The sequence below is a fragment of the Endozoicomonas sp. ALE010 genome, assembly GCF_049310165.1.
Lineage (GTDB): Bacteria > Pseudomonadota > Gammaproteobacteria > Pseudomonadales > Endozoicomonadaceae > Endozoicomonas.
This window is the reverse complement of the sequence record NZ_JBLYNV010000009.1, coordinates 1-19,346: the sequence shown is the minus strand read 5'-3', so window position 1 is coordinate 19,346 and position 19,346 is coordinate 1. Positions and strand designations below refer to the sequence as shown.

Here is a 19,346-nt window from a genome sequence, read left to right as displayed (position 1 = left end):
ATTCTCGGACAGCCTCCTAGGGGCAGGTTCCACAAGGCCATCTACCGGATGCGCTTGAACAGCAGGTCCCAAACCCCGTGCCCTAATCGATGACCACGCTTTTCAAACTTGGTGAGCGGACGAAAATCCGGTCTTGGCGAATAACCGTTTTCTGCGGCCATGTTCTCGAAGCCTTCTGCTGAGTTCATCACTTCCAGCATCTGTTCGGCATAATTTTCCCAGTCAGTGGCCAGGTGAATAATGCCACCGATGTCCAGCTTGGGACGAATAGACTCAATAAAAGCCGGTTGAATCAGGCGGCGTTTGTGGTGGCGTTTCTTGTGCCATGGGTCCGGGAAGTAAATCTGTACCCGTGACAGGCTACCATCGGGTACGCACTGCTTCAGCACTTCAACTGCATCGTCGCAATAGGTTCTCAGGTTGTGGATGCCTGCCAGACGGGCTTCATTAAGCAGGCTGCCGACACCCGGGCGGTGTACTTCAATACCAATAAACTGCTTATCGCTCTCCTGTGTCGCCATGGTGACCAGGGAATGTCCCATGCCATAGCCAATTTCCAGAACCCGGGGTGCTGCATCCGTAAAGGCATTCAGGAAACCCTCTGTGCCTTGCACCAGAGTCAGTCCCCAGTCCTGCCAGCACTCATCCCAGCCCCTTTGCTGGCCCGTGGTCATGCGGCCAGCGCGGAGCACAAAACTCTTGATTTGACGTTTGTGGAGCGTTTCCTGTTGTGGCTCATCAGCCTCATCGGCCGGTTTTACAGTATCGTTCATGGAGATCTGAGTTGGTAGAAAATGATCGGCGTAAGATACTGCTCGGGGCGTAAAATGCAAATTTTAGAGGCTGTCTATTCTCAGCAGCCTCTTAGATGCGGGAATAATCTCTGGCGGCAAAAAAGGCCAGTATCAACCAGCCAATGATGAATGAAACACCTCCAAGCGGTGTAATCATCCCCAGCCAGCGGATGCCGCTCAAACTCAAGAGATAGAGGCTCCCTGAAAACAGCACAATGCCCACAGCAAAGAGGCCAGCGCTCCACTTCAGCTTTGTTGAGTCCGGGTAATTTGTTCCCAGCAAGGCCACAAACACCAGTGCCAGGCTATGGTAGAACTGATAGTCTGCGGCGGTCTGAAAAGTGTCCATTGCCCGCTCAGAGAGAACGCCCTCCAGCGCATGAGCGCCAAAGGCGCTCAGTGCCACGGCAGTCATACCGCTGATGGCACCAACCAACAGGGCATTCATGACTTGTGCATCCCCGGCAGATGGGTTGCACTGTCCGCCGCTAACAACAGGCCTTCCTGGAAATAGTGTGAGCTGGTTTCAAACTCATCAAGGTGTGCCAGCAGATGACCCAGTTCGTTATACACATCAACACTTTTCCGGAGCCTGAGGCTGGCTTCAAGATACTCCCGGGCTTTACCCCAGAGTTCATTGCGCAGTGCCAGGCGACCAAGCGCCAGTAACAGTTCGGGGTCATTGGTCCGCTGGTTGAGCAGCGATTCTGCAAACAGCAGTTGCTTTTTCAGGTCTTTGCCCGGCGTTTTGCCATAAAGGCGGATCAATGGCTCGCTGTAGCAGTGATGAAGATTTTCCCGCAGCAGCAGTTCGGTTTTTTCCCCAGCACCCAGTCGAACCAGACAGTCACAGTAGCGATAGAGGATGGCCGGATCCTTCCTCTGACTGTGGCTCAGGCCGGACCAGATATCATCCGCCGGTTTGGTTTTCTCTTCGCTGGAGACGCGGTTTCGGCCGTAGTTATAAGCCTGTTCGAACAGCGCTTTGAATGCCTGTTGTTCCAGCTGGTGATATTCGTCGTCCTTAATCACTTTTTGCTTGCGCAGCCTGGGCAGCAGTTTTTCCAGTGATTGCCAGTCATTCAGGCGGATATAGACCTGCTTGAGCATTTTCAGAATGTAGCCATGACGTGGATACTTCTTGTGCAGATGGGTCAATGTGGCCAGCGCCTGTTCCAGGTGGTTACTGGCCAGTTGCAGTTGTGCCTGGGTGATACCAATCGCCATTTCTGCACCCGGTGCCTTGCTGTCCGCCTGTCTTAGCCAGTTGGCGCTGGCTTCATGATTTCCTGCTTCATGGGCCGCCCTGGCGGCGGCCAGATAGTTGATTAACGGTGATTCACTGTTTTTCGCCGCCTGCCCAAGGAGCCGCTCCGCCTTTCGCCAGTGCCCTTTGGTAAACTCAGCCAGACCCCGATCAAACAGTTTTCTGGCCCTGGCTTTGCGGGCACCCGTTGACAGTGGGTAGATAACACTGAATGTGCCCAGCAGTAACCGACCCATAATCACCGCCAGCCAGACCAGGCCAAGGGAAATGACAACCAGCAGCAGCAAACCCCAGAGACTGCTTTCAAAGGTCATCTCATCGTAAGCAATCAGCACATAACCATGGTCGTTGACCATGATATTGGCCAGTAAGAAACAGGCAGAAACAATGGTCAGGAACAGTGCAAACCCTTTCATGAAAGTTGCACTCCCTGTTCATCAGGCTGATCCGGCTCTATCAATGGCGGACTGCTTTTCCCTTCATCGCCATCGGGTGATGCTGGTGTTGTCTGGTTTTCTTCCGGCTCGATGGTTGAATCATCGTCTGCAGGTGTGAGAGTTGAGCTGGACTGGTGCTCTTTCAGTGCCTCCAGAGAACGATGAATAGTGGGCATATCGGGGGTAATGGAGAGTCCTTCCAGTTCAGTAAGCTCTTTAGCCAGCTGATTGCTGACATCACCACCGAGCATAAAATAGCGACTCAGCCAGTCGCTGGTTTGTTTGAGACTGTTTTGATAAATCGTCTGTTGTCCGGTAATCAGCGCGAGTTTACTCTGTTCGATCAACATCAGCATCTTCTGACGGATTAACTGCTCCTGTTCCGGTGTCAGCAATACTTCAATGGGTTGCTCTCGCTGGGTATTAATACGGAACAGTCTGGTGAAACGGTGCCAGGTGTCCAGCACTATGGCCTTGATGGTTTCCTGCCAGGTTCTGTCCGCTGGTGGGTTAGTTTCATCAGTGACCATTGATCCGGGGTCCGGGGCACTGGCCACATCGGCAATATGGCCATCATCCAGGATCACAAGACCGGGGATCAAATCTGCAATGGCTTGCAGTCGCAGCCAGATACCTTCCTGATCCAGCAGGGTGGTCGCTTTCAGAACCGCTATATCTTCTGCCAGGGCCTCTCTGACCGGAAAGAGAGTGTAGTCATCCAGTTGCCCCAGTATCTGCCCGGCACTGGCCATCAGTTCAAGGGCCCCGGTAACATCATTGACCGTCAGCAGTCGCTGATTGGCGAGGCGCAGCAGGTATTCGACTTCGGCAATACGCCATTGGTTGCGTGTGGAACCTTCAAGTTCCCGGACTTTGCTGGACAGGGTATCAACCCGGGATAAAAGTCTGTCTTCCCGCTGTTGCAGGGCTTGCAACTGTTCTTCGTGTCTTTCTATATCGGTGGCGGTGTTTTGTGCCACCGTAGTCAGCCTGGCCTGTTGTCGTGCAATCTGTGTCTGCAGATGATCCATGCCATCAAGCAGAACCGGCTGGTTCTGTTCCAGTGGCATGGCCCGCCAGCCGATGTAGCCACTGAGGCCAAGGGCGCAGGCGGACAATAACAGGGCAAAGCCTGCCAGACCTTTACCTGAACCTTTGCTTTGGTGTTTTTTGGCGGCTTGCTGTTCTGAATGGGACTCTTTCGCTGAATAGATGTCGGTTTTCTGCTGAACATCTTCAGGGGTATTGTCTGGTAAACGGTCTGTGTTCTGGTCTGTATCGCTCACGCTTGGGCCTTCCGATTGTTCGAGAGGATAGTCTCCCTTGTTTTTCTATCTCTTGCCCGGGCACTTCTTTCAAGGTTCCCGCTCATTTTTCACAAGAGGCAGATTTGGGCCAATGCTTGCAACATCATCTCGTTGCTGGCGCCACCAGTATTGGTTACCTGTTGAAAACCCAGGCTATGGGCCTCCCTGGCAACCCGTTCACTGGGAACAAGCAGCCGGTAGTCAGCTCGATAGGGCATGGGTAAATAGTACCCAAGGTTTGTCAGGGTTTCGCCACTACCGCAGAGAATGACATTGATTGAATGGCTTTCCAACTTTTTTACCACTGCATTGCGTTCATAGGTGGGGCAGGAACGCTGGTAAACGTCCAGTGTGTGGACCGTGGCACCGGCATTAGTGAGCTGCTCTTTCAGCATCTCCCGTCCCCCCACGCCCTTGATAATCAGGACCTTCTTATTCTGAACATGGTTAAATGTATCCAGGGTAAGAAGGGCCTCACTGTCTACGCCGGTGTCTGAATAGTCAGCCCTGATCGCAAACTGCTCAAGTTCAGCTGCTGTGCTGCTGCCAATGGCAAACCACTGGCAGTGAATTGGTAGCTGTGGCCAGTACCGTTCGATCAGCTCTACGCCCAGGCGGGCGGCCGGACGACTGGTGACAATAATATGGTCAAACTGGTCGAGCATCAGCAGGCAGTCTGTCATTGCCTGTGTTTCTGCCAGCGCATCAATAGCAAGCATGGGTACGGGCCAGGCCTGGCCACCAGTTTTCTTGATGGCATCTGCCAAAGCCTGTGCCTGAGGCTCAGGGCGGGTTACCAATGCGCGAATATGAGACAGTTTCATTATGCAGTTGAACTAATTCTTTATCCAATAAGTCAGAGTTGGTGCTACTCAGACGTCAAGTGCAATCAACCAGACAGAGAATATTATTCATGGAAACAAATGTACAAGTAACGAATGCAAACACTCGAGTCGAATCGAATTTTACACCAACATCCATCACTGAAATAGTTTTATTAAACGGGCATAGGCTGAGTCACACGGATACAGTTAAAAGTCGAATGTCTGATAATTGTCCAATCTGTCAAGAAGCACTATTCTCGGAAGAAAAAGGCATTATAGAAAGACCTTGCCATCATTTTGAACACCAGGAATGTATTATCAGGAAAATGACCGCCGACAATCAAGCTACCGCTATAACAATATGTGCTACCTGCAGAAGTGAAAAGCCGCACGATAAAGAAAATATCTTTTATAACAGCGGTACTGAATGGTTGAAGAAAGCTGAGCAAAAATGCGAGAGAAAAGATTGCTTGTATGTCCAAAAAGGAAATGACAAAGCAGTGGTGCCTGAGTGTCCATATCCATATTCAATGTTTCCGGACCATGGAAGTGCGAATGGCTTCCTTCATCAATACGGCAAACTAGTAGACGAACTTATTGTAACGCAACTGGGCTACTCCGGTATTAAAGCCTCTGGATTACGTGTGGAAAATATAACTGAGGAACAAAAGAATGAAATGGAAAGAAAGTATGGCAAAGAAAATGATTTGAAGAACCTGGTTGATCAATTTGATGAAAACCACTGGAGAGCAGAAGAGAGTATAATCACCCTGGAACGAACATTTAATCAGGGTTTTGAGCATACCATTGACAATACAAAGTCTGTCAGACGTAAAATAAACTCAGAAAATATGACGGATGAAAGTGAAAATACTATTAGAGATAGAATCCAGGACGCCAAACAAGCCTTATCAAATACGGCGGTCAGTAAATCTCTTATTGATTTGCGTGCTGCGCTTGAGAATGACAGAGAGCAGTCCGGGGGGTGGGGGGTACCTGAAATCACATCAATGATTTCACTGTCAAAGCCAAATCCTCATGAGCTGATTCCCGGTTTGGCAGAGTCAACGGATATGGATTTCTCCCTGGTCAGAAACTTTTTTATAGATGGGGTGAATCATCCATTCGAAGTTCGATTGGATTCACAGATCCTGAATGAATCCAAATCAGTGAATGAGGCTGTTTCAAATGTTATTAACTGTGTTCGGTGTGAGCTTGTGATGAGTAAACTCATGAAGAACTATCCGGCCTATTTTGATGATAAAACCAAAGTGTATTTAAAAACACCATTTGATTACTGGGGTGATAAAATTGAGATTGTTTGCAGATATAGTAAAGAACAGGCTTATGCCATCAAGTTGAGTGAAGTATTTGATTTTGAAAAAAAGGTATTTAACTTCACAGTATTTCTGGATGCCGTGGATAAATTCAGGAGTTATGGTATTAATCGCCATGATCTCAGAAATGGTCCAAAGCTTCCGGCAAGCCACAGGCCAATGGGTCGGTTCGGTATGGAACGTTCAAACCGTCAGAGTGGACTGTTTGGTCGCGATTCTGGAGGTTTGGCATCTGAAAGCCCGTCAGTATCCAGGAGCTTCTTTGATGCACCCAGTGGGTTTGGGAATTTTGGATCTGCGGCACAACAATCAGTACCCCCGTCAAGACCAATGGGCTTATTTGGTACATTCGGTGGGTTGACGTTTGGTCCATCCGGCGGGTCGAAAAAGGTTGGGTTTGGATCAGAGCCCTCGTCAGGATCCACGAGCTTGTTTGGTTCACCCGGCGGGTCGAAAAAGGTTGGGTTTGGATCAGAGCCCTCGTCATCATCCACGAGCTTGTTTAGTCCACCAGGCGGGTCGAAAAATATTGGGTCTGGATCAGAGTCCTCGTCAGGATCCACGAGCTTGTTTGTTCCACTCGGCGGGTCAAAAAATGCTGGGTTTGGATCAGAGCCCTCGTCAGGGTCCACGAGCTTGTTTGGTCCACCCGGCGGGTCAAAAAATGTTGGGTTTGGATCAGTGCCCTCGTCAGGATCCACGAGGTTGTTTGGTACACCCGGTGGGTCGAAAAATGTTGGATCTGCGGCACAACAATCAGAGCCCCCGTCAGGATTCACGGGCTTGTTTGGTGCCCCCGGTAGATCAGAAAATGTTGGATCTGCGTCAAATTCAGTTCCCCCGTCAGGATCCACGGGCTTATTTGGTACACTCGGCAGGTCGGAAAATGTTGGATCTGCGGCACAACAATCAGTGCCCCCGTCAGGATTCACGGGCTTGTTTGGTGCCCCCGGTAGATCAGAAAATGTTGGATCTGCGTCAAATTCAGTTCCCCCGTCAGGATCCACGGGCTTATTTGGTACACTCGGCAGGTCGGAAAATGTTGGATCTGCGGCACAACAATCAGTGCCCCCGTCAGGATTCACGGGCTTATTTGGCGCACCCGGCAGGTCAGAAAATGTTGGATCTGCGTCACAATCAATGCCCCCGTCAGGATCCACGGGCTTATTTGGTGCACTCAGTGGGGGGGGGAATTTTGGATTGATGGAGGCACCACAAGTGCCATCCAGTAACGGATTTGTACAAATACCCGTTGGTGGTGAGCCCGGATTTACTAGCTCGGATCCCACAACAGCATTGACATTTCTTTCTTCTCAGGAAGAAGAGTTTATTGATTTTAACGATATTCTTTAGGTTTTAATCAAGAGCAGTTTACACCACACCAGATCAACACCAACGCCGTCGGAAGGCGGCTTTACCTGCCCTCCGCAGAGCTCAATCCAGCAAGGATTTTATCCGCCCCCTGTTTCAGCAGTGATTCAGCCACCTGAATACCGGCAGATTCATACTCTTCAGCGGTACAGATCACTTCACTGCGATAAATGGTCTGGCCATCAGGGCTGCCGACCAGGCCTCTGAGAAATAGCCGGTCTCCGTCCAGCTCTGCAAATCCGCCAATCGGGACCTGACAACCACCATTCAGTCGTCTGTTCATGGCCCGTTCAGCACCCACCCGGATGGCCGTGTGTTCGTCGTGCAAAGGGGCAATCAGTTGTCTGGTTTGCTCGTCATCCTGGCGTAACTCAATACCGACGGCACCCTGTCCGGCCGCGGGCAGGCTCACAGTGGTATCCAGGTAACTGCGAATGCGGTCAGCCATCGCCAGTCGAATCAATCCTGCGGCTGCCAGAATGATAGCGTCATATTGGCCGTCATCCAGTTTGGCCAGACGGGTATTCACATTACCCCGCAGAAACTGAATGGTCAGATCAGGACGGGCAGCCAGTATCTGGCACTGCCGGCGCAGGCTTGATGTGCCAACAACGGCACCCGGTGGGAGTGCATCCAGAGAAGCATAGTGATTGGAGACAAAGGCATCCCGTGGGTCTTCCCGCGGGCAGATAACCCCAAGGCCAAGCCCTTCGGGAAACTCCATGGGGACATCCTTCATGGAATGCACCGCAATATCGGCGCGACCTTCCAACAGCGCATTTTCCAGCTCTTTGACAAACAGTCCCTTGCCACCAATTTTCGCCAGTGGCGCGTCCAGAATGCGATCGCCCTGGCTGGTCATTTTGACCAGTTCGACCCGGATATCCGGGTGATGGTGTTCCAGCTGCTGTTTGACATATTCCGCCTGCCACAGGGCAAGGGCGCTTTTACGGGTGGCGATACGAACGGTTTTCACAGGATTGATGGCTTCTATTGTTCAAATTAAGGAACAGTCCCTACATTAACTTCCCGGTTTAGAGCGTGATCTCCGTTCATCCTGAGCGGAGTCGAAGGGTGACAGGCACAATGCGTGAGCACGGAGCCCACGCCCTTCGACAGGCTCAGGACGAACGAAGTTTAGAGCCTAAGCAATAAGGAGGTTATGTAAGGACTATTACAGTGCCAGCTATAGACAAACACACTGCTGGCAAAACATTTGTGAGGGATAATACGACAGACCGGCTTTAAGAGACAGAGGCAGGCTCTGTTGGCCAAGCAGAGCCCGGAAGGGAAGTCAGACGTTACAGGGATTGCATGATCTTTTTGATCAACGGCACATGACGTCGGCTGATGGACAGTGGCTGTGGCACTGCCCTGAGATGGATAAAACAGTGCCCCTTATCATCCCGGGACAGACTTTCAATGGCATCACGGCGCACCAGCGCATTTCGGTGAATTCTGACAAAGTGCTGGCTGTGGTCTTCTTCCAGGGTTTTGAGCGAATCATCAATCAGCACTTCACCCTGGCGATGATGGACCGTCACATATTTATTATCCGCCATAAAGTAGAGCACATCATTCAGGGGAACCAACTCGATACCGCGCAGGGTTTTGGCGGCAATATGGCCCTGCTCCTGATGCTCTGGCAGATGGTCGTTCAGCCAGGCCAGTTGCAGACGATTCACTTTGCTGGCACGTTGTAATGCCTGATTCAAATGGTCCTGACGAATCGGTTTCAGCAGGTAACCCACGGCCTGGGCATCAAACGCTTCCAGGGCATGATTGTCATAGGCGGTGCAGAAAACCACGGCCGGTGGCTTGTCCATGGCGCTGATATACCTGGCAGCCTCCAGCCCGCCCATTACGGGCATACGAATGTCCATCAACACGATATCGGGGTGGTACTGGCTGCACAGATCGATGGCATCCCGTCCATTGCTGGCCTCATGTTCAAGCACCATAAAGTTATCAATCCGGCCAATCAGGTGTCTCAGCCGTTCCCGGGCCAGTGGCTCATCATCAACAATCAGGACATTCATTGTTCAGTGATCGGTTCCCGTCAGTAATTTATCAATGTTCTTATCAAATTTGTAAATCAACAGCGTTGTCCCATTGGCAGGGATAGTGCACCTGCGCCGTGTACCATTTGACACCGGAATGCTCCCGGATATCCGTGGTCAGGCTGGCTTTGCTGCCATAGAGCATCGCCAGGCGGGAACGGATATTGTTCAAGGCAATCTGATTGCCCTTGGAAATGGTCTCAGTATATGGCATCGGATTTTCTACAGAAATCTGAACCATTTGCTGATCAATGTTGATGCTGATGGTAATGCAGCCACCGGCCTCCAGTGGCTGAATGCCATGGTAAACGGCGTTCTCCACCAAAGGCTGCAAAGTAAAGGGAGGAATAGACAGCCTGTGCGGAAGTTCACCAACCAGCCACTTGACCTCAAGGCGCTCACCCAGCCTTTGCTGCTCGATTCTCAGGTAACTTTCGCTGATCTGTATCTCTTTCTGGATGGGGACGACCGCACTCTTATTTTGACCGGGATTTTGCAGGCTGGCCCTGAACAGGTCTGACAGGTCTTCCACCGCCTGCTCTGCTTTTTCAGGGTTGACCTGAATCAGGCTGGCAATAATGTTCATGGAGTTAAACAGGAAATGCGGGCGCATCGTCGCCTGCAATGAGTCGAGGCGGGCATTGTGGATAACCTGCTGCTGCAAACTGACTTCATACTGAATGTAAAAATAGCGCAGCAGCATGGCCGAGATAATCAGTGCCGCCAGCAGATTGCGGTTGACCTGTTGCCAGTCCGGTGCAAAGTGAACTGGCGACAGTAAGGCCTGAGAGAGCAACGTAAGCAGCAGCGTAATGATCTGTACGCCCAACAGAGAAATCATGACCGACTGCCAGGTGAGAAGCCCCTTCAGGAAAGGCCTGGCCAGATAGAGAAAGGCGCTGCTGGAGAGCACAATCCACTGAACAAACAGTGACAGCATGGCCAGTCGTGTCCAGCTGAAGTCGACCTCGCCAGGCAGGGCAAGCACCTGAACCAGGACAAACAACTCAGAAATCAGCACCAGCATCAACACCGACTGACCTGACCCAAGATCGGGGAGAAAAAAGTCATCTTTGTTGTGCCGGGGCTGGATCATCATGGGGCGGCTCTTGTTCTTAATGCTAAGTAGTTGGCCAAATGGAATCGTATATTTCTGGCTAAGTGGGCAGTCACTATGCAAGGCACAACGAAGGGAGCATAGCCTTAGCTATGTGACCGGAGTTGTAACGCCGCAGAGTGGCTGTCCACTTAGTCAGAAAATACGATTTCATTTGGTTAACTACTTATTTGAGAACCCGTTTTTATCAGGGGCTGTTTATCTCAGGCGGCCTCTCAGGAAAGAGGCAGTGCATTATTGTTATCGGAAGTCTGTCTATTCTCTTGCCCGGAAGGAGGTGGGCGATGCAATCAAGCCATGACACCGATATAATGCCTCCGCTCACAACGCGCCAATGCCGGAGCGGTATTGATTGTACGTTCGTCTTTAAAAAATGAGAACCGGGTGGGGAAGAGATTAATGTCGGCAAGCCATTCAGCAGATCAGGGTGAAAAACGCAGTAACCACAGCTCTAATCAACAATGGGGTGGGCGTTTCAGCGAAGGCGTCGATGCCTTTGTTGCCCGTTTTACCGCTTCTATTGATTTTGACCGACGCCTCTATCGCCACGATATCCAGGGGTCAGTGGCCCATGCCCGGATGCTGCACCGGGCAGGTATTCTGAGCGAAGATGAACTCAACGCCATTATCTCTGGCCTTGAAGGTATTCTTGAGGATATTGAGCAGGACCGTATCGACTGGTCTATTGAACTTGAAGACATTCACATGAATATCGAGGCTCGCCTGACGGATCGCATTGGCGCTGCCGGCAAAAAACTGCACACCGGGCGCTCCAGAAATGACCAGGTCGCTACCGACATTCGTTTATGGCTGCGTGATGAGATTGACGCCATATCAGCAGAACTCAAGCGCCTGCAGCACGGCCTGTTGGTGGTTGCCGAGCGTGAAGCCGACACCATCATGCCAGGCTTTACCCATCTGCAAACAGCACAGCCTGTGACCTTCGGTCATCACCTTATGGCCTGGTATGAGATGCTGGTGCGTGACGATGAGCGCCTGCAGGACTGCCGCAAGCGTGTTAATATCAGCCCCCTGGGTGCTGCTGCACTGGCAGGCACCACCTACCCTGTTGATCGGGAATATACGGCTTCTGCCCTTGGTTTTGAGCGCCCTTCCCGCAACTCTCTGGACTCCGTCAGTGACCGGGACTTTGCCATTGAGTTCTGTGCCGCCGGGGCCCTGATCATGACGCACTTGTCACGCATGTCTGAAGAGCTGGTGCTGTGGACTTCAGCGCAGTTTAACTTTATTGACCTGCCAGATCGCTTCTGTACCGGCTCTTCCATTATGCCGCAGAAGAAAAACCCGGATGTGCCGGAACTGGTCAGAGGCAAAACCGGCCGGGTCAATGGCCATCTGGTGTCATTGCTGACCTTGATGAAATCCCAACCGCTGGCTTACAACAAAGACAATCAGGAAGATAAGGAACCACTGTTTGATACGGTGGATACCCTCAGGGATTGTCTGCGGGCGTTTGCTGATATGGTGCCGCATATTCAGGCCCGTAAAGAAAACATGCTGGAAGCCGCCCGCCGGGGTTTCAGCACCGCTACCGATCTGGCGGATTACCTGGTGCGCCGTGGCATGCCCTTCAGGAATGCCCATGAAGTGGTGGGTAAAGCGGTGGCCTTTGGTATTCAGGAAGGCCGGGACCTGTCTGAGATGACGCTGGCGGAGCTTCAGGTTTTCTCCGATACGATCGGGCAGGATGTATTTGATGTCCTGACGCTGGAAGGCTCGGTAAGCGCCCGTAATCATCTCGGTGGTACAGCGCCAGAGCAGGTCCGGCAGGCTGTGCTGAATGCCCGTAAAACACTTTAAAGTGTGGCGGTGGCCTTCTATTCCCATGACAACCCATGGGAATAGATCAACCGCCATGGTTGATATACTTTTGAGCCGTTGTTAAACCCATGAGCTTGTTGTTACACCAGATTGTTCTGCGCCAGGCAGAACGTTCGCCTTCCTCGAAAGCCCTGGGCTGCAAAGACCAGTGGTTTGATTACCAGACCGTTTCCCGACAGATTCGTTCGGTGGCCGCCGGGTTGCAAAAGCTGGGTCTGATGCAACATGAACGGGTGGCAATCTACCTGCCTAAAACGCCGGAAGCGGTCTTCAGCTACTTTGGTGCAACGGCCGCCGGTGGCGTTATGGTGCCCGTCAATCCAGTGCTGAAAGCGCCCCAGGTCTTTCATATTCTCAAAGACTGCAATGTTCGTGTGCTGATGACTAACAAAGCCCGCTATCAGCAGCTGGAAGCTGAAATTCACCAGTGCCATGACCTTATGCAAGTGATTCTGGTTGATGGTGACCTTGCTGATGAGGACCCGGTCAATAATCCCTTGTCTGATAGTACTTTCGTTCATCGACAATCCGCCAACCCAATGAACTGGGCAAATTTCCTCAAGCCCTGTGCCTGGTGGGAACCGGTGTCGTCCATTGATGCGGATATGGCGGCGATTCTTTATACCTCCGGCAGTACAGGAAAGCCCAAAGGCGTTGTGCTGTCACACCGTAATATGGTCACGGGGGCCAGCAGTGTTGCCCAGTATCTGGGCAATACACCGGAAGACCGCCTGCTCTGTGTTTTGCCCTTCAGTTTTGATTACGGTTTCAGCCAGCTGACAACGGCATTTCTGGTGGGTGCCAGCTGTTATCTACTGGAATACCTTCTCCCCGGGGATGTGATTAAAACGGTGGAGAAACAGCAGATCACCGGGCTTGGCCTGGTTCCGCCACTCTGGGTTCAGATAGCCGATCTGCCCTGGCCACAAGGGGCTGGTGACAGTCTGCGCTACTTTACCAATACCGGTGGTGCCATGCCGACGGCCACCCTGGCCGTACTGCGACAGCGTTTTCGCTATGCCAAACCTTACTTGATGTATGGTTTGACCGAGGCATTTCGCTCCTGCTTTCTTCCTCCCGAACAGATTGATTTACGACCCGGGTCTATGGGTAAAGCCATTCCCAATGCGGATGTGATGGTGATCAATGAGCTGGGTGAGATCTGTGGACCCCATGAACCCGGCGAGCTGGTGCACCGTGGTGCCCTGGTCAGCATGGGATACTGGAATGATCCGGAGCGAACCGCTGAACGCTTCCGGCCTGCACCCTGTGCCATACCGGGAATTCCGGGCAAAGAGCTGGCCGTCTGGTCCGGTGATATTGTTCGTAAAGACGACAATGGATATATTTATTTTGTCGGTCGTCGCGACGATATGATCAAAACCTCCGGTTATCGGGTCAGCCCAACGGAAGTGGAAGAGGTGGTTTATTCATCCGGGCTGGTGGCAGAAGTGGCGGCTATTGGTGTCCCGCACTTCCGTTTGGGGCAGGCCATCGTTCTGGTCGTAGTGAGCAGCAGTGAAATCGATGAACCCTCATTGATCCGCCACTGCCAGCAATGTCTGCCCGCTTATATGGTCCCCATCCGTGTTATCCAGCAAACGACACTTGCCAGAAATCCCAATGGTAAAATTGATCGCAAGCCATTACTGGAAGCCTACCGGAGGCTGTTTCAGGACGAGGAGGCTCCTGTTTCGTGAATGATCTTGGGCAAGAGAAAATGACTAAAGGACATCACCGGCTGGCCAGTCTTCAGTCCAGGGATAACCAATTACTGATTGCCGGGTATACCGCTGCTGATCTGGTGACGATTGCCGGCTCTTCACCCTGCTACATCTACGACCGGCAGGCCCTGACCCAGAGAGTCGCCCAGTTTCGTCAGCAGATGCCCGCAGAGCTGAAGCTTCACTACGCCATAAAAGCCAACCCGATGCCCGCCGTCGTGGGCCATATGGCACAGTGTGTGGATGGGCTGGATGTTGCTTCCCACCGGGAAATGCTGGTTGCCCTGGGGACCGGTATGGCGGCGGCCAATATCAGTTTTGCCGGGCCGGCCAAGGGAGAACATGAACTGAGAGCCGCCGTTGCGGCAGGTATTACCATCAATATCGAGTCCCCCCTGGAGTTGCAACGGCTGTACCTCTGTCACCAGCAGCTGGGTATTCGCCCCCGTATCGCATTTCGGGTGAATCCGGACTTTGAGTTAAAGACCTCCGGCATGAAAATGGCTGGCGGCCCCAAACAGTTTGGTATAGATGCTGAACAAATGCCGTCTATTCTGGCGGAGCTTGATCTGGATAAACTGGACTTTCAGGGTTTCCATATTTTTTCTGGCTCGCAGAATCTCAAGGCAGAGTCTCTGATTGAGTGCCATCAGCAAACCTTTGAACTGGCCGCCAGGCTGGCCGATCTGGTTCGAGCTCCGGTCAGGCATATCAATATCGGCGGCGGCCTGGGCATTCCCTACTTCCCCGGAGAACAGACGCTGGCAATGGAAGGTATTGCCGAAAACCTGCAGTACCTTCTGGATCATCGTCCGGATTCGCTCAAGTCATCAGAGGTGGTGATGGAGCTTGGGCGCTGGCTGGTGGGGGAGGCGGGGTATTATATTTGTCAGGTGACGGATAAAAAAGAATCCCGTGGACAGGCCTTCCTGATGACCAATGGCGGGCTGCACCATCACCTGTCCAACTCAGGCAACTTTGGCCAGGTCATCCGAAAAAATTACCCGGTAGTTCTGGCCCATTGCCTTGACAGTGGCGAACAGGAAGTGGTCGAGATTGTCGGACCGCTCTGTACGCCTCTGGATGTTGTCGGGGCAAAACTGGCATTGCCAAAAGCGGAGGTGGGAGACTATATCGTGGTTCTGCAGTCTGGCGCTTATGGCGCAACCGCCAGCCCTCAGAAGTTTCTCGGGCATCCCGAAGTGGTGGAGTTGTTATTGTGAGAAGAGCCAGGCCGGAATTAATCTGGCCTGGAAATAACCATCAGGCAATTGCCCCAACTGCATCCACATAGGAAAGAACAGAGCCAACGGTTTCGAACAGTTCGGCGTCCAGATCATCGTCGTTGACGGCAATGCCAAAGGTTTCTTCCATTGCCGTAATCAACCCAACCACGGCCATGGAGTCGAACTCCGGAAGGGCTCCCAGCAGTTCAGTCTGTTCATTGAACTCACTGGTATCCAGCTTGAGAAGATCTGCCAAAATGGCGTTCATTTGTTCCAGCTTGGTCATTTATCATCCCGAGGGGTAAAAATCGGCCACTTTAGGCATTTTCCGTCTATGGCGCAACTGTGGTCGTCAGCATGGAATAAACGGAAACTTCTATGTTGTGATAAGGATTAACGTTCGATCTGTGACTCAAGAGCCCGCCAGACCACATCCGGTGTCATCGGTGCAAAAATTCCGGGATTGGTGGCAGGAAACTCGCCGGTTGGACAGTGTTCAAGGGTCAGGTGCTTCTGTCCCGTGCCATAAGCACCGACTTTTACCGGGCTGGTGGGTCCATAGAGCGAGACCGCCGGTGTTTCCAGTGCTGCTGTTAAATGTCCCAGGCCGGTATCAACGGCAACGGCTGCCCGGGCTTCACAAATCACGCCAGCAACGTCAGCCAGTGACAGCTTCGGCAGCACGGTGGCCTGGCTGCTGGCATTGGCAATGCGCTCTGCCCTGGCCTTTTCATGGTCATTACCCCAGGGCAATACGACCTGAAGACCGGCCTGATTCACTTTCTGCGCCAACTCACACCAGTAGTTTTCAGGCCAGTGTTTGGTCGGCCAGGTGGTTCCGTGAACAAACACCACATAAGGCTTGTCCTTAATCAGCCCTTTGGGGAATTTGTCTTTATTCAGCAGAAACTGACCCGGTGTTTTCGGTAATACATAGGCCAGCGATTTGGCAAAGAGCTGGCGAACACGCTCAACGGCATGCTGTTCCAATGGGACCGCTTGAGGGAACTGGTAAAAACGGCTGGCAATCGGCTCACGGGCAGACTGTTTATCCAGCCCAAAGCGAGGACCTTTGGCTTTTCTGGCAATGAAAGCGCTTTTTAACAGCCCCTGGGCGTCAATCACGGCATCGAAGTTACTGGCACCCAGGGCTTTTTTGAACTGCTGCCACTCCCCGGATTTCCAGGTTTGCAGCAACGACTTGCGCCAGCGGCGCACAGCGACAGGAATCACCCGGTCAACCGCGGGATGCCAGGCTGGAATCTCGGCAAAACTCTCTTCCACCACCCAGTCAAAACGAAGACCGGGTATGGCTGATACGGCATCGGTCAGTGCCGGAAGGGTGTGGATGATATCCCCCATAGAGGAAGTTTTTACCACCAGAACATGCCTTGGTTGAGTCAACGGGCGTTACCTCCTTCTTCGACCAGCGTTATTTCAGGATGCTTTTCATGGTGACCGTCCTGGTCGCTCGTCAGATGAGCGATGGCAGCCAGAACCCTGTCTGGAGACAGCTGTTTCATGCAGTTCAAATGCCCGAGCGGGCACTCCCTTTTGAAACAGGGGCTGCAATCCAGCTTCATAGACAGTGTTTCACTGTTTTTGTTCATGGGCGGCGTATGATCGGGCGAAGTTGACCCGTAAACCGCCACCAGGGGGCGATTCAGGGCTGCCGCTATATGCATCAGGCCAGAGTCATTACTGACCACAGCGCTGGCAAAGGAGAGCAGGTCGATGGCATCCGCCAGCGATGTTTCACCGGCCATGTTATGGCAGTGCTGCTGCAATGCATCAGGCAGGCCGTTCTTTATTTCAGCGGTGACCGCTTTATCTTTGGCTGAGCCAAACAGCCAAACCTGCCATCCCTGTTCAGCAAGGGAGCGTGCCACTTCGGCGTAGTAACCGGTTGGCCACTGCTTGGAGGGGCCAAACTCAGCACCCGGGCACAGTGCCAGAATGGGCCTGTCGGTGTGCAGGTGGTAGCGGCCAGGGACTTTGCTGGCGGTATTACTGTCTACCTGAAGTGCAGGAATCGGCAGAGGCTCCGGTAGTGAAGCACCCTCCGGATAGGCCAGGGCGACAAACCGTTCCACCATCAGTGGGTACTGACTTTTATCCAGCCTGCGAATGTCGTTCAGTAGCCCGTAGCGCATTTCACCGCGCCAGCCAATACGGTGCCTGATGTTGGCCCAGAGGGGCACCAGTGCTGATTTGAACGAGTTGGGTAAGGCGATGGCATGTGTGTAGCCTTCCGCCCTCAGGCTTTTGCCCAGCTGGTAGCGGGCTTTAAGCCCCAGTTTGCCATGACCCAGGGGCATATCAATCCCCCTGCGAACTTCAGGCATACGCTCAATGATCGGCAGGCTCCAGGCGGGAGCGAGTACATCGATGATGGCATCAGGGTGTTGTTGTTTCAGGGCAATGAACAGCGTTTGTGCCATTACCATGTCCCCTACCCATGAGGGACCGACGATCAGATATTTCATCCCGTCTGGAATTCCTTATAGTGAATGGGAGGGAATTATAAGCGCTGTTTGCGCAGGTAAAAAGTGACCGGTTAATGAGCAAGACTCTCCGGGGCTGGAGAACCTGGATGGGCTGAACTGGTCAACAGGTTGAAAGGGGTGTCTGAACCAATGGCACTGACTTAAGCGTGAAAGCCTTGCCATACGTAGGCTTTAAGGCACCTTCTCAGGGTAGACATTAACACCTACTCCCTGCTTGGGTAAGTTAAAGACTGCACCACAAATGCCCATGGCGCGTGAAAATGTTTTGCGCCACCCTCAGGGATGAAAAATGGTTAAGCAAAATATTTTTCACGGCAAAGCGGTTAATGAAACCACATGCGTTGAGTTTATACCTTCGAGTGCTTGCTCCTGTTTCCATGGGCAGGTGTTTTCTGACTTCGTTGCCTGCTCGCTGGAATGGACTCCAGTTTATAAGTATACGCCACCTGATCATACGACGACGGTAGTTCAGATCGATGCCCTGGCAACCGATTGCAATCCTTAAGCCGGTATGTGCCTGACCTGCGTTGGTAATAGCGGTAAATGCACGCCCCCCCAAAACATGCCAGCACCAGGCCGGCTCCCGCGGCGATACCGATTATGGCACCAGCACTCAGGGAAGATGCCAGCGGTGCCACCGTGGCGGTCGACAGCGCTATTGCAGTGGTCATTGGCGCAGAAGCAGGCGCTCTGGAAGAGGTCATGGTGGTTCCTGGTATTGTTGTGGGCACGGTTTTCCAGAACGGTGACGTGGCAACGGTTGGCTGTGCCATCGTAGATGGTTCCACAGCCGGAACGTCCAAGGTTATGCTGGTACTTCCTGATACCCTGATCACGGTTGTCGTGACCGGTGTCGACTTGACGGTTGACGGTGTTATCGCTGGGGACAATGTCGCAGAAGAAGTCGGTTTTGGAACAAGTATGGGGGTTGATGCCCTGGCTCCGGTTTCACTGTCTGCTGCTGGCGTGGAGGGCAATGGTACCACTGGCGGAGTCAATGGTTCAGAAGCAGGCGCTCTGGAAGAGGTCATGGTGTTTCCTGGTATTGTTGTGGGCACGGTTTTCCAGAACGGTGGTGAGGTAACGGTTGGCTGTGTCATCGTAGGTGGTTCAGAAGTCGGATCGGCCAAGGTTGCGTTACTTCCTGGTACACTGCTCACGGTATCCTCGACCAGTGTCGACTTGACGGTTGACGGTGTTATCGCTGAGGAAAATGTCGCAGAAGAAGTCAGGTCGGTATCATTTATCTCGGTAGACAGTGCCATTGTTGTGGGCGAAGCCGGTTTTGAAACAAGTATGGTGGTTGATGCCCCGGTTTCGGTTTCACTGCCTGTTGTTGGCGTGGCGGTCGATGGTACCACTGGCCTGATCAATGGTGCAGAAGCAGACGCTCTGGAAGAGGACATGGTTCCTGGTATTGTGGGCACGGTTTCCTTGACCGATGTCGACTTGACGGTTGACGGTGTTATCGCTGAGGAAAATGTCGCAGAAGAAGTCAGGTCGGTATCATTTATCTCGGTAGACAGTGCCATT

At 52.4% G+C, this 19,346-nt stretch carries 16 protein-coding genes; 5 read left to right on the top strand and 11 right to left on the bottom strand.

The annotated features are described in order from the left end of the window. Positions 1–41 precede the first annotated feature (41 nt). From trmB to ACO6UY_RS06010, 5 genes are all read right to left on the bottom strand, one after another. On the bottom strand, positions 42–773 hold the full coding sequence (gene trmB / locus ACO6UY_RS06030) for a tRNA (guanosine(46)-N7)-methyltransferase TrmB (protein ID WP_422449699.1): 732 nt from the start codon (positions 771–773) through the stop codon (positions 42–44). Positions 774–864: 91 nt separating this feature from the next. Beyond that, a complete protein-coding gene (locus ACO6UY_RS06025; protein WP_422449700.1) occupies positions 865–1,242 on the bottom strand; it encodes a DUF423 domain-containing protein in 378 nt (125 codons plus the stop codon). Next, positions 1,239–2,477 (bottom strand): heme biosynthesis HemY N-terminal domain-containing protein, encoded by a 1,239-nt coding sequence (locus ACO6UY_RS06020; protein WP_422449701.1) that lies wholly within the window; start codon positions 2,475–2,477, stop codon positions 1,239–1,241. The genes ACO6UY_RS06025 and ACO6UY_RS06020 overlap by 4 nt, the downstream gene beginning before the upstream one ends. Beyond that, positions 2,474–3,784, bottom strand: coding sequence for a uroporphyrinogen-III C-methyltransferase (locus ACO6UY_RS06015; RefSeq protein WP_422449702.1), 1,311 nt, complete (start codon positions 3,782–3,784; stop codon positions 2,474–2,476). Before ACO6UY_RS06015 ends, ACO6UY_RS06020 begins: the two co-directional genes overlap by 4 nt. An 89-nt stretch (positions 3,785–3,873) precedes the next feature. Beyond that, entirely contained in the window at positions 3,874–4,629 is a 756-nt protein-coding gene (locus ACO6UY_RS06010) for a uroporphyrinogen-III synthase (protein WP_422449703.1), read from the bottom strand. An 89-nt stretch (positions 4,630–4,718) separates the two neighbouring features. Between ACO6UY_RS06010 and ACO6UY_RS06005 the strand changes: the two genes are divergently transcribed. Beyond that, positions 4,719–7,319: a hypothetical protein gene (locus ACO6UY_RS06005; protein WP_422489382.1), complete on the top strand. Its 2,601-nt coding sequence runs from the start codon at positions 4,719–4,721 to the stop codon at positions 7,317–7,319. A gap of 61 nt (positions 7,320–7,380) precedes the next feature. Here ACO6UY_RS06005 and hemC read toward each other — a convergent pair whose 3' ends face one another. The 3 genes from hemC to ACO6UY_RS05990 form a co-directional block, all read right to left on the bottom strand. Next, positions 7,381–8,313, bottom strand: a complete 933-nt coding sequence (hemC, locus tag ACO6UY_RS06000; protein WP_422449706.1) for a hydroxymethylbilane synthase — start codon at positions 8,311–8,313, stop codon at positions 7,381–7,383. Between the two features lie 325 nt (positions 8,314–8,638). Beyond that, positions 8,639–9,376, bottom strand: a complete 738-nt coding sequence (locus ACO6UY_RS05995) for a LytR/AlgR family response regulator transcription factor (protein WP_422449707.1) — start codon at positions 9,374–9,376, stop codon at positions 8,639–8,641. Between the two features lie 43 nt (positions 9,377–9,419). Beyond that, the gene (locus ACO6UY_RS05990) at positions 9,420–10,496 is read right to left on the bottom strand and encodes a sensor histidine kinase (RefSeq protein WP_422449708.1); all 1,077 of its coding nucleotides are present in this window, start codon (positions 10,494–10,496) and stop codon (positions 9,420–9,422) included. Positions 10,497–10,913: 417 nt separating this feature from the next. Here ACO6UY_RS05990 and argH point away from each other — a divergent pair, with 417 nt between their 5' ends. The 3 genes from argH to ACO6UY_RS05975 all read left to right on the top strand — a co-directional run bounded on the left by argH (position 10,914) and on the right by ACO6UY_RS05975 (position 15,303). Further along, positions 10,914–12,335, top strand: coding sequence for an argininosuccinate lyase (gene argH, locus ACO6UY_RS05985; RefSeq protein WP_422468355.1), 1,422 nt, complete (start codon positions 10,914–10,916; stop codon positions 12,333–12,335). Positions 12,336–12,424: 89 nt separating this feature from the next. After that, complete coding sequence (locus tag ACO6UY_RS05980) at positions 12,425–14,056, top strand: acyl-CoA ligase (AMP-forming), exosortase A system-associated (protein WP_422468357.1); 1,632 nt, start codon at positions 12,425–12,427, stop codon at positions 14,054–14,056. Next, entirely contained in the window at positions 14,053–15,303 is a 1,251-nt protein-coding gene (locus tag ACO6UY_RS05975) for a pyridoxal-dependent decarboxylase, exosortase A system-associated (RefSeq protein WP_422489380.1), read from the top strand. Before ACO6UY_RS05980 ends, ACO6UY_RS05975 begins: the two co-directional genes overlap by 4 nt. Before the next feature lie 40 nt (positions 15,304–15,343). Here ACO6UY_RS05975 and ACO6UY_RS05970 read toward each other — a convergent pair whose 3' ends face one another. The 3 genes from ACO6UY_RS05970 to waaF form a co-directional block, all read right to left on the bottom strand. Further along, on the bottom strand, positions 15,344–15,592 hold the full coding sequence (locus ACO6UY_RS05970; RefSeq protein WP_101745297.1) for an acyl carrier protein: 249 nt from the start codon (positions 15,590–15,592) through the stop codon (positions 15,344–15,346). A 107-nt stretch (positions 15,593–15,699) separates the two neighbouring features. Further along, on the bottom strand, positions 15,700–16,710 hold the full coding sequence (gene waaC / locus ACO6UY_RS05965) for a lipopolysaccharide heptosyltransferase I (RefSeq protein ID WP_422462930.1): 1,011 nt from the start codon (positions 16,708–16,710) through the stop codon (positions 15,700–15,702). After that, on the bottom strand, positions 16,707–17,792 hold the full coding sequence (waaF, locus tag ACO6UY_RS05960) for a lipopolysaccharide heptosyltransferase II (protein WP_422489378.1): 1,086 nt from the start codon (positions 17,790–17,792) through the stop codon (positions 16,707–16,709). The genes waaC and waaF overlap by 4 nt, the downstream gene beginning before the upstream one ends. 621 nt (positions 17,793–18,413) lie before the next feature. On the opposite strand from waaF, the gene ACO6UY_RS05955 reads away from it, so the two are divergent. Beyond that, a partial coding sequence (locus tag ACO6UY_RS05955; protein WP_422489376.1) for a hypothetical protein occupies positions 18,414–19,346 on the top strand: 933 nt, incomplete at its 3' end.

Bases quoted from the DNA above. Each gene is read 5' to 3' on its own strand.
- ACO6UY_RS06020 (WP_422449701.1), bottom strand. From the start codon at position 2,477: ATGAAAGGGTTTGCACTGTTCCTGACCATTGTTTCTGCCTGTTTCTTA.
- ACO6UY_RS06005 (WP_422489382.1), top strand. From the start codon at position 4,719: ATGGAAACAAATGTACAAGTAACGAATGCAAACACTCGAGTCGAATCG.
- waaF (WP_422489378.1), bottom strand. From the start codon at position 17,792: ATGAAATATCTGATCGTCGGTCCCTCATGGGTAGGGGACATGGTAATG.
- ACO6UY_RS06025 (WP_422449700.1), bottom strand. From the start codon at position 1,242: ATGAATGCCCTGTTGGTTGGTGCCATCAGCGGTATGACTGCCGTGGCA.
- ACO6UY_RS05995 (WP_422449707.1), bottom strand. From the start codon at position 9,376: ATGAATGTCCTGATTGTTGATGATGAGCCACTGGCCCGGGAACGGCTG.
- ACO6UY_RS05980 (WP_422468357.1), top strand. From the start codon at position 12,425: ATGAGCTTGTTGTTACACCAGATTGTTCTGCGCCAGGCAGAACGTTCG.
- ACO6UY_RS05990 (WP_422449708.1), bottom strand. From the start codon at position 10,496: ATGATGATCCAGCCCCGGCACAACAAAGATGACTTTTTTCTCCCCGAT.
- ACO6UY_RS06010 (WP_422449703.1), bottom strand. From the start codon at position 4,629: ATGAAACTGTCTCATATTCGCGCATTGGTAACCCGCCCTGAGCCTCAG.
- argH (WP_422468355.1), top strand. From the start codon at position 10,914: ATGTCGGCAAGCCATTCAGCAGATCAGGGTGAAAAACGCAGTAACCAC.
- ACO6UY_RS05970 (WP_101745297.1), bottom strand. From the start codon at position 15,592: ATGACCAAGCTGGAACAAATGAACGCCATTTTGGCAGATCTTCTCAAG.
- trmB (WP_422449699.1), bottom strand. From the start codon at position 773: ATGAACGATACTGTAAAACCGGCCGATGAGGCTGATGAGCCACAACAG.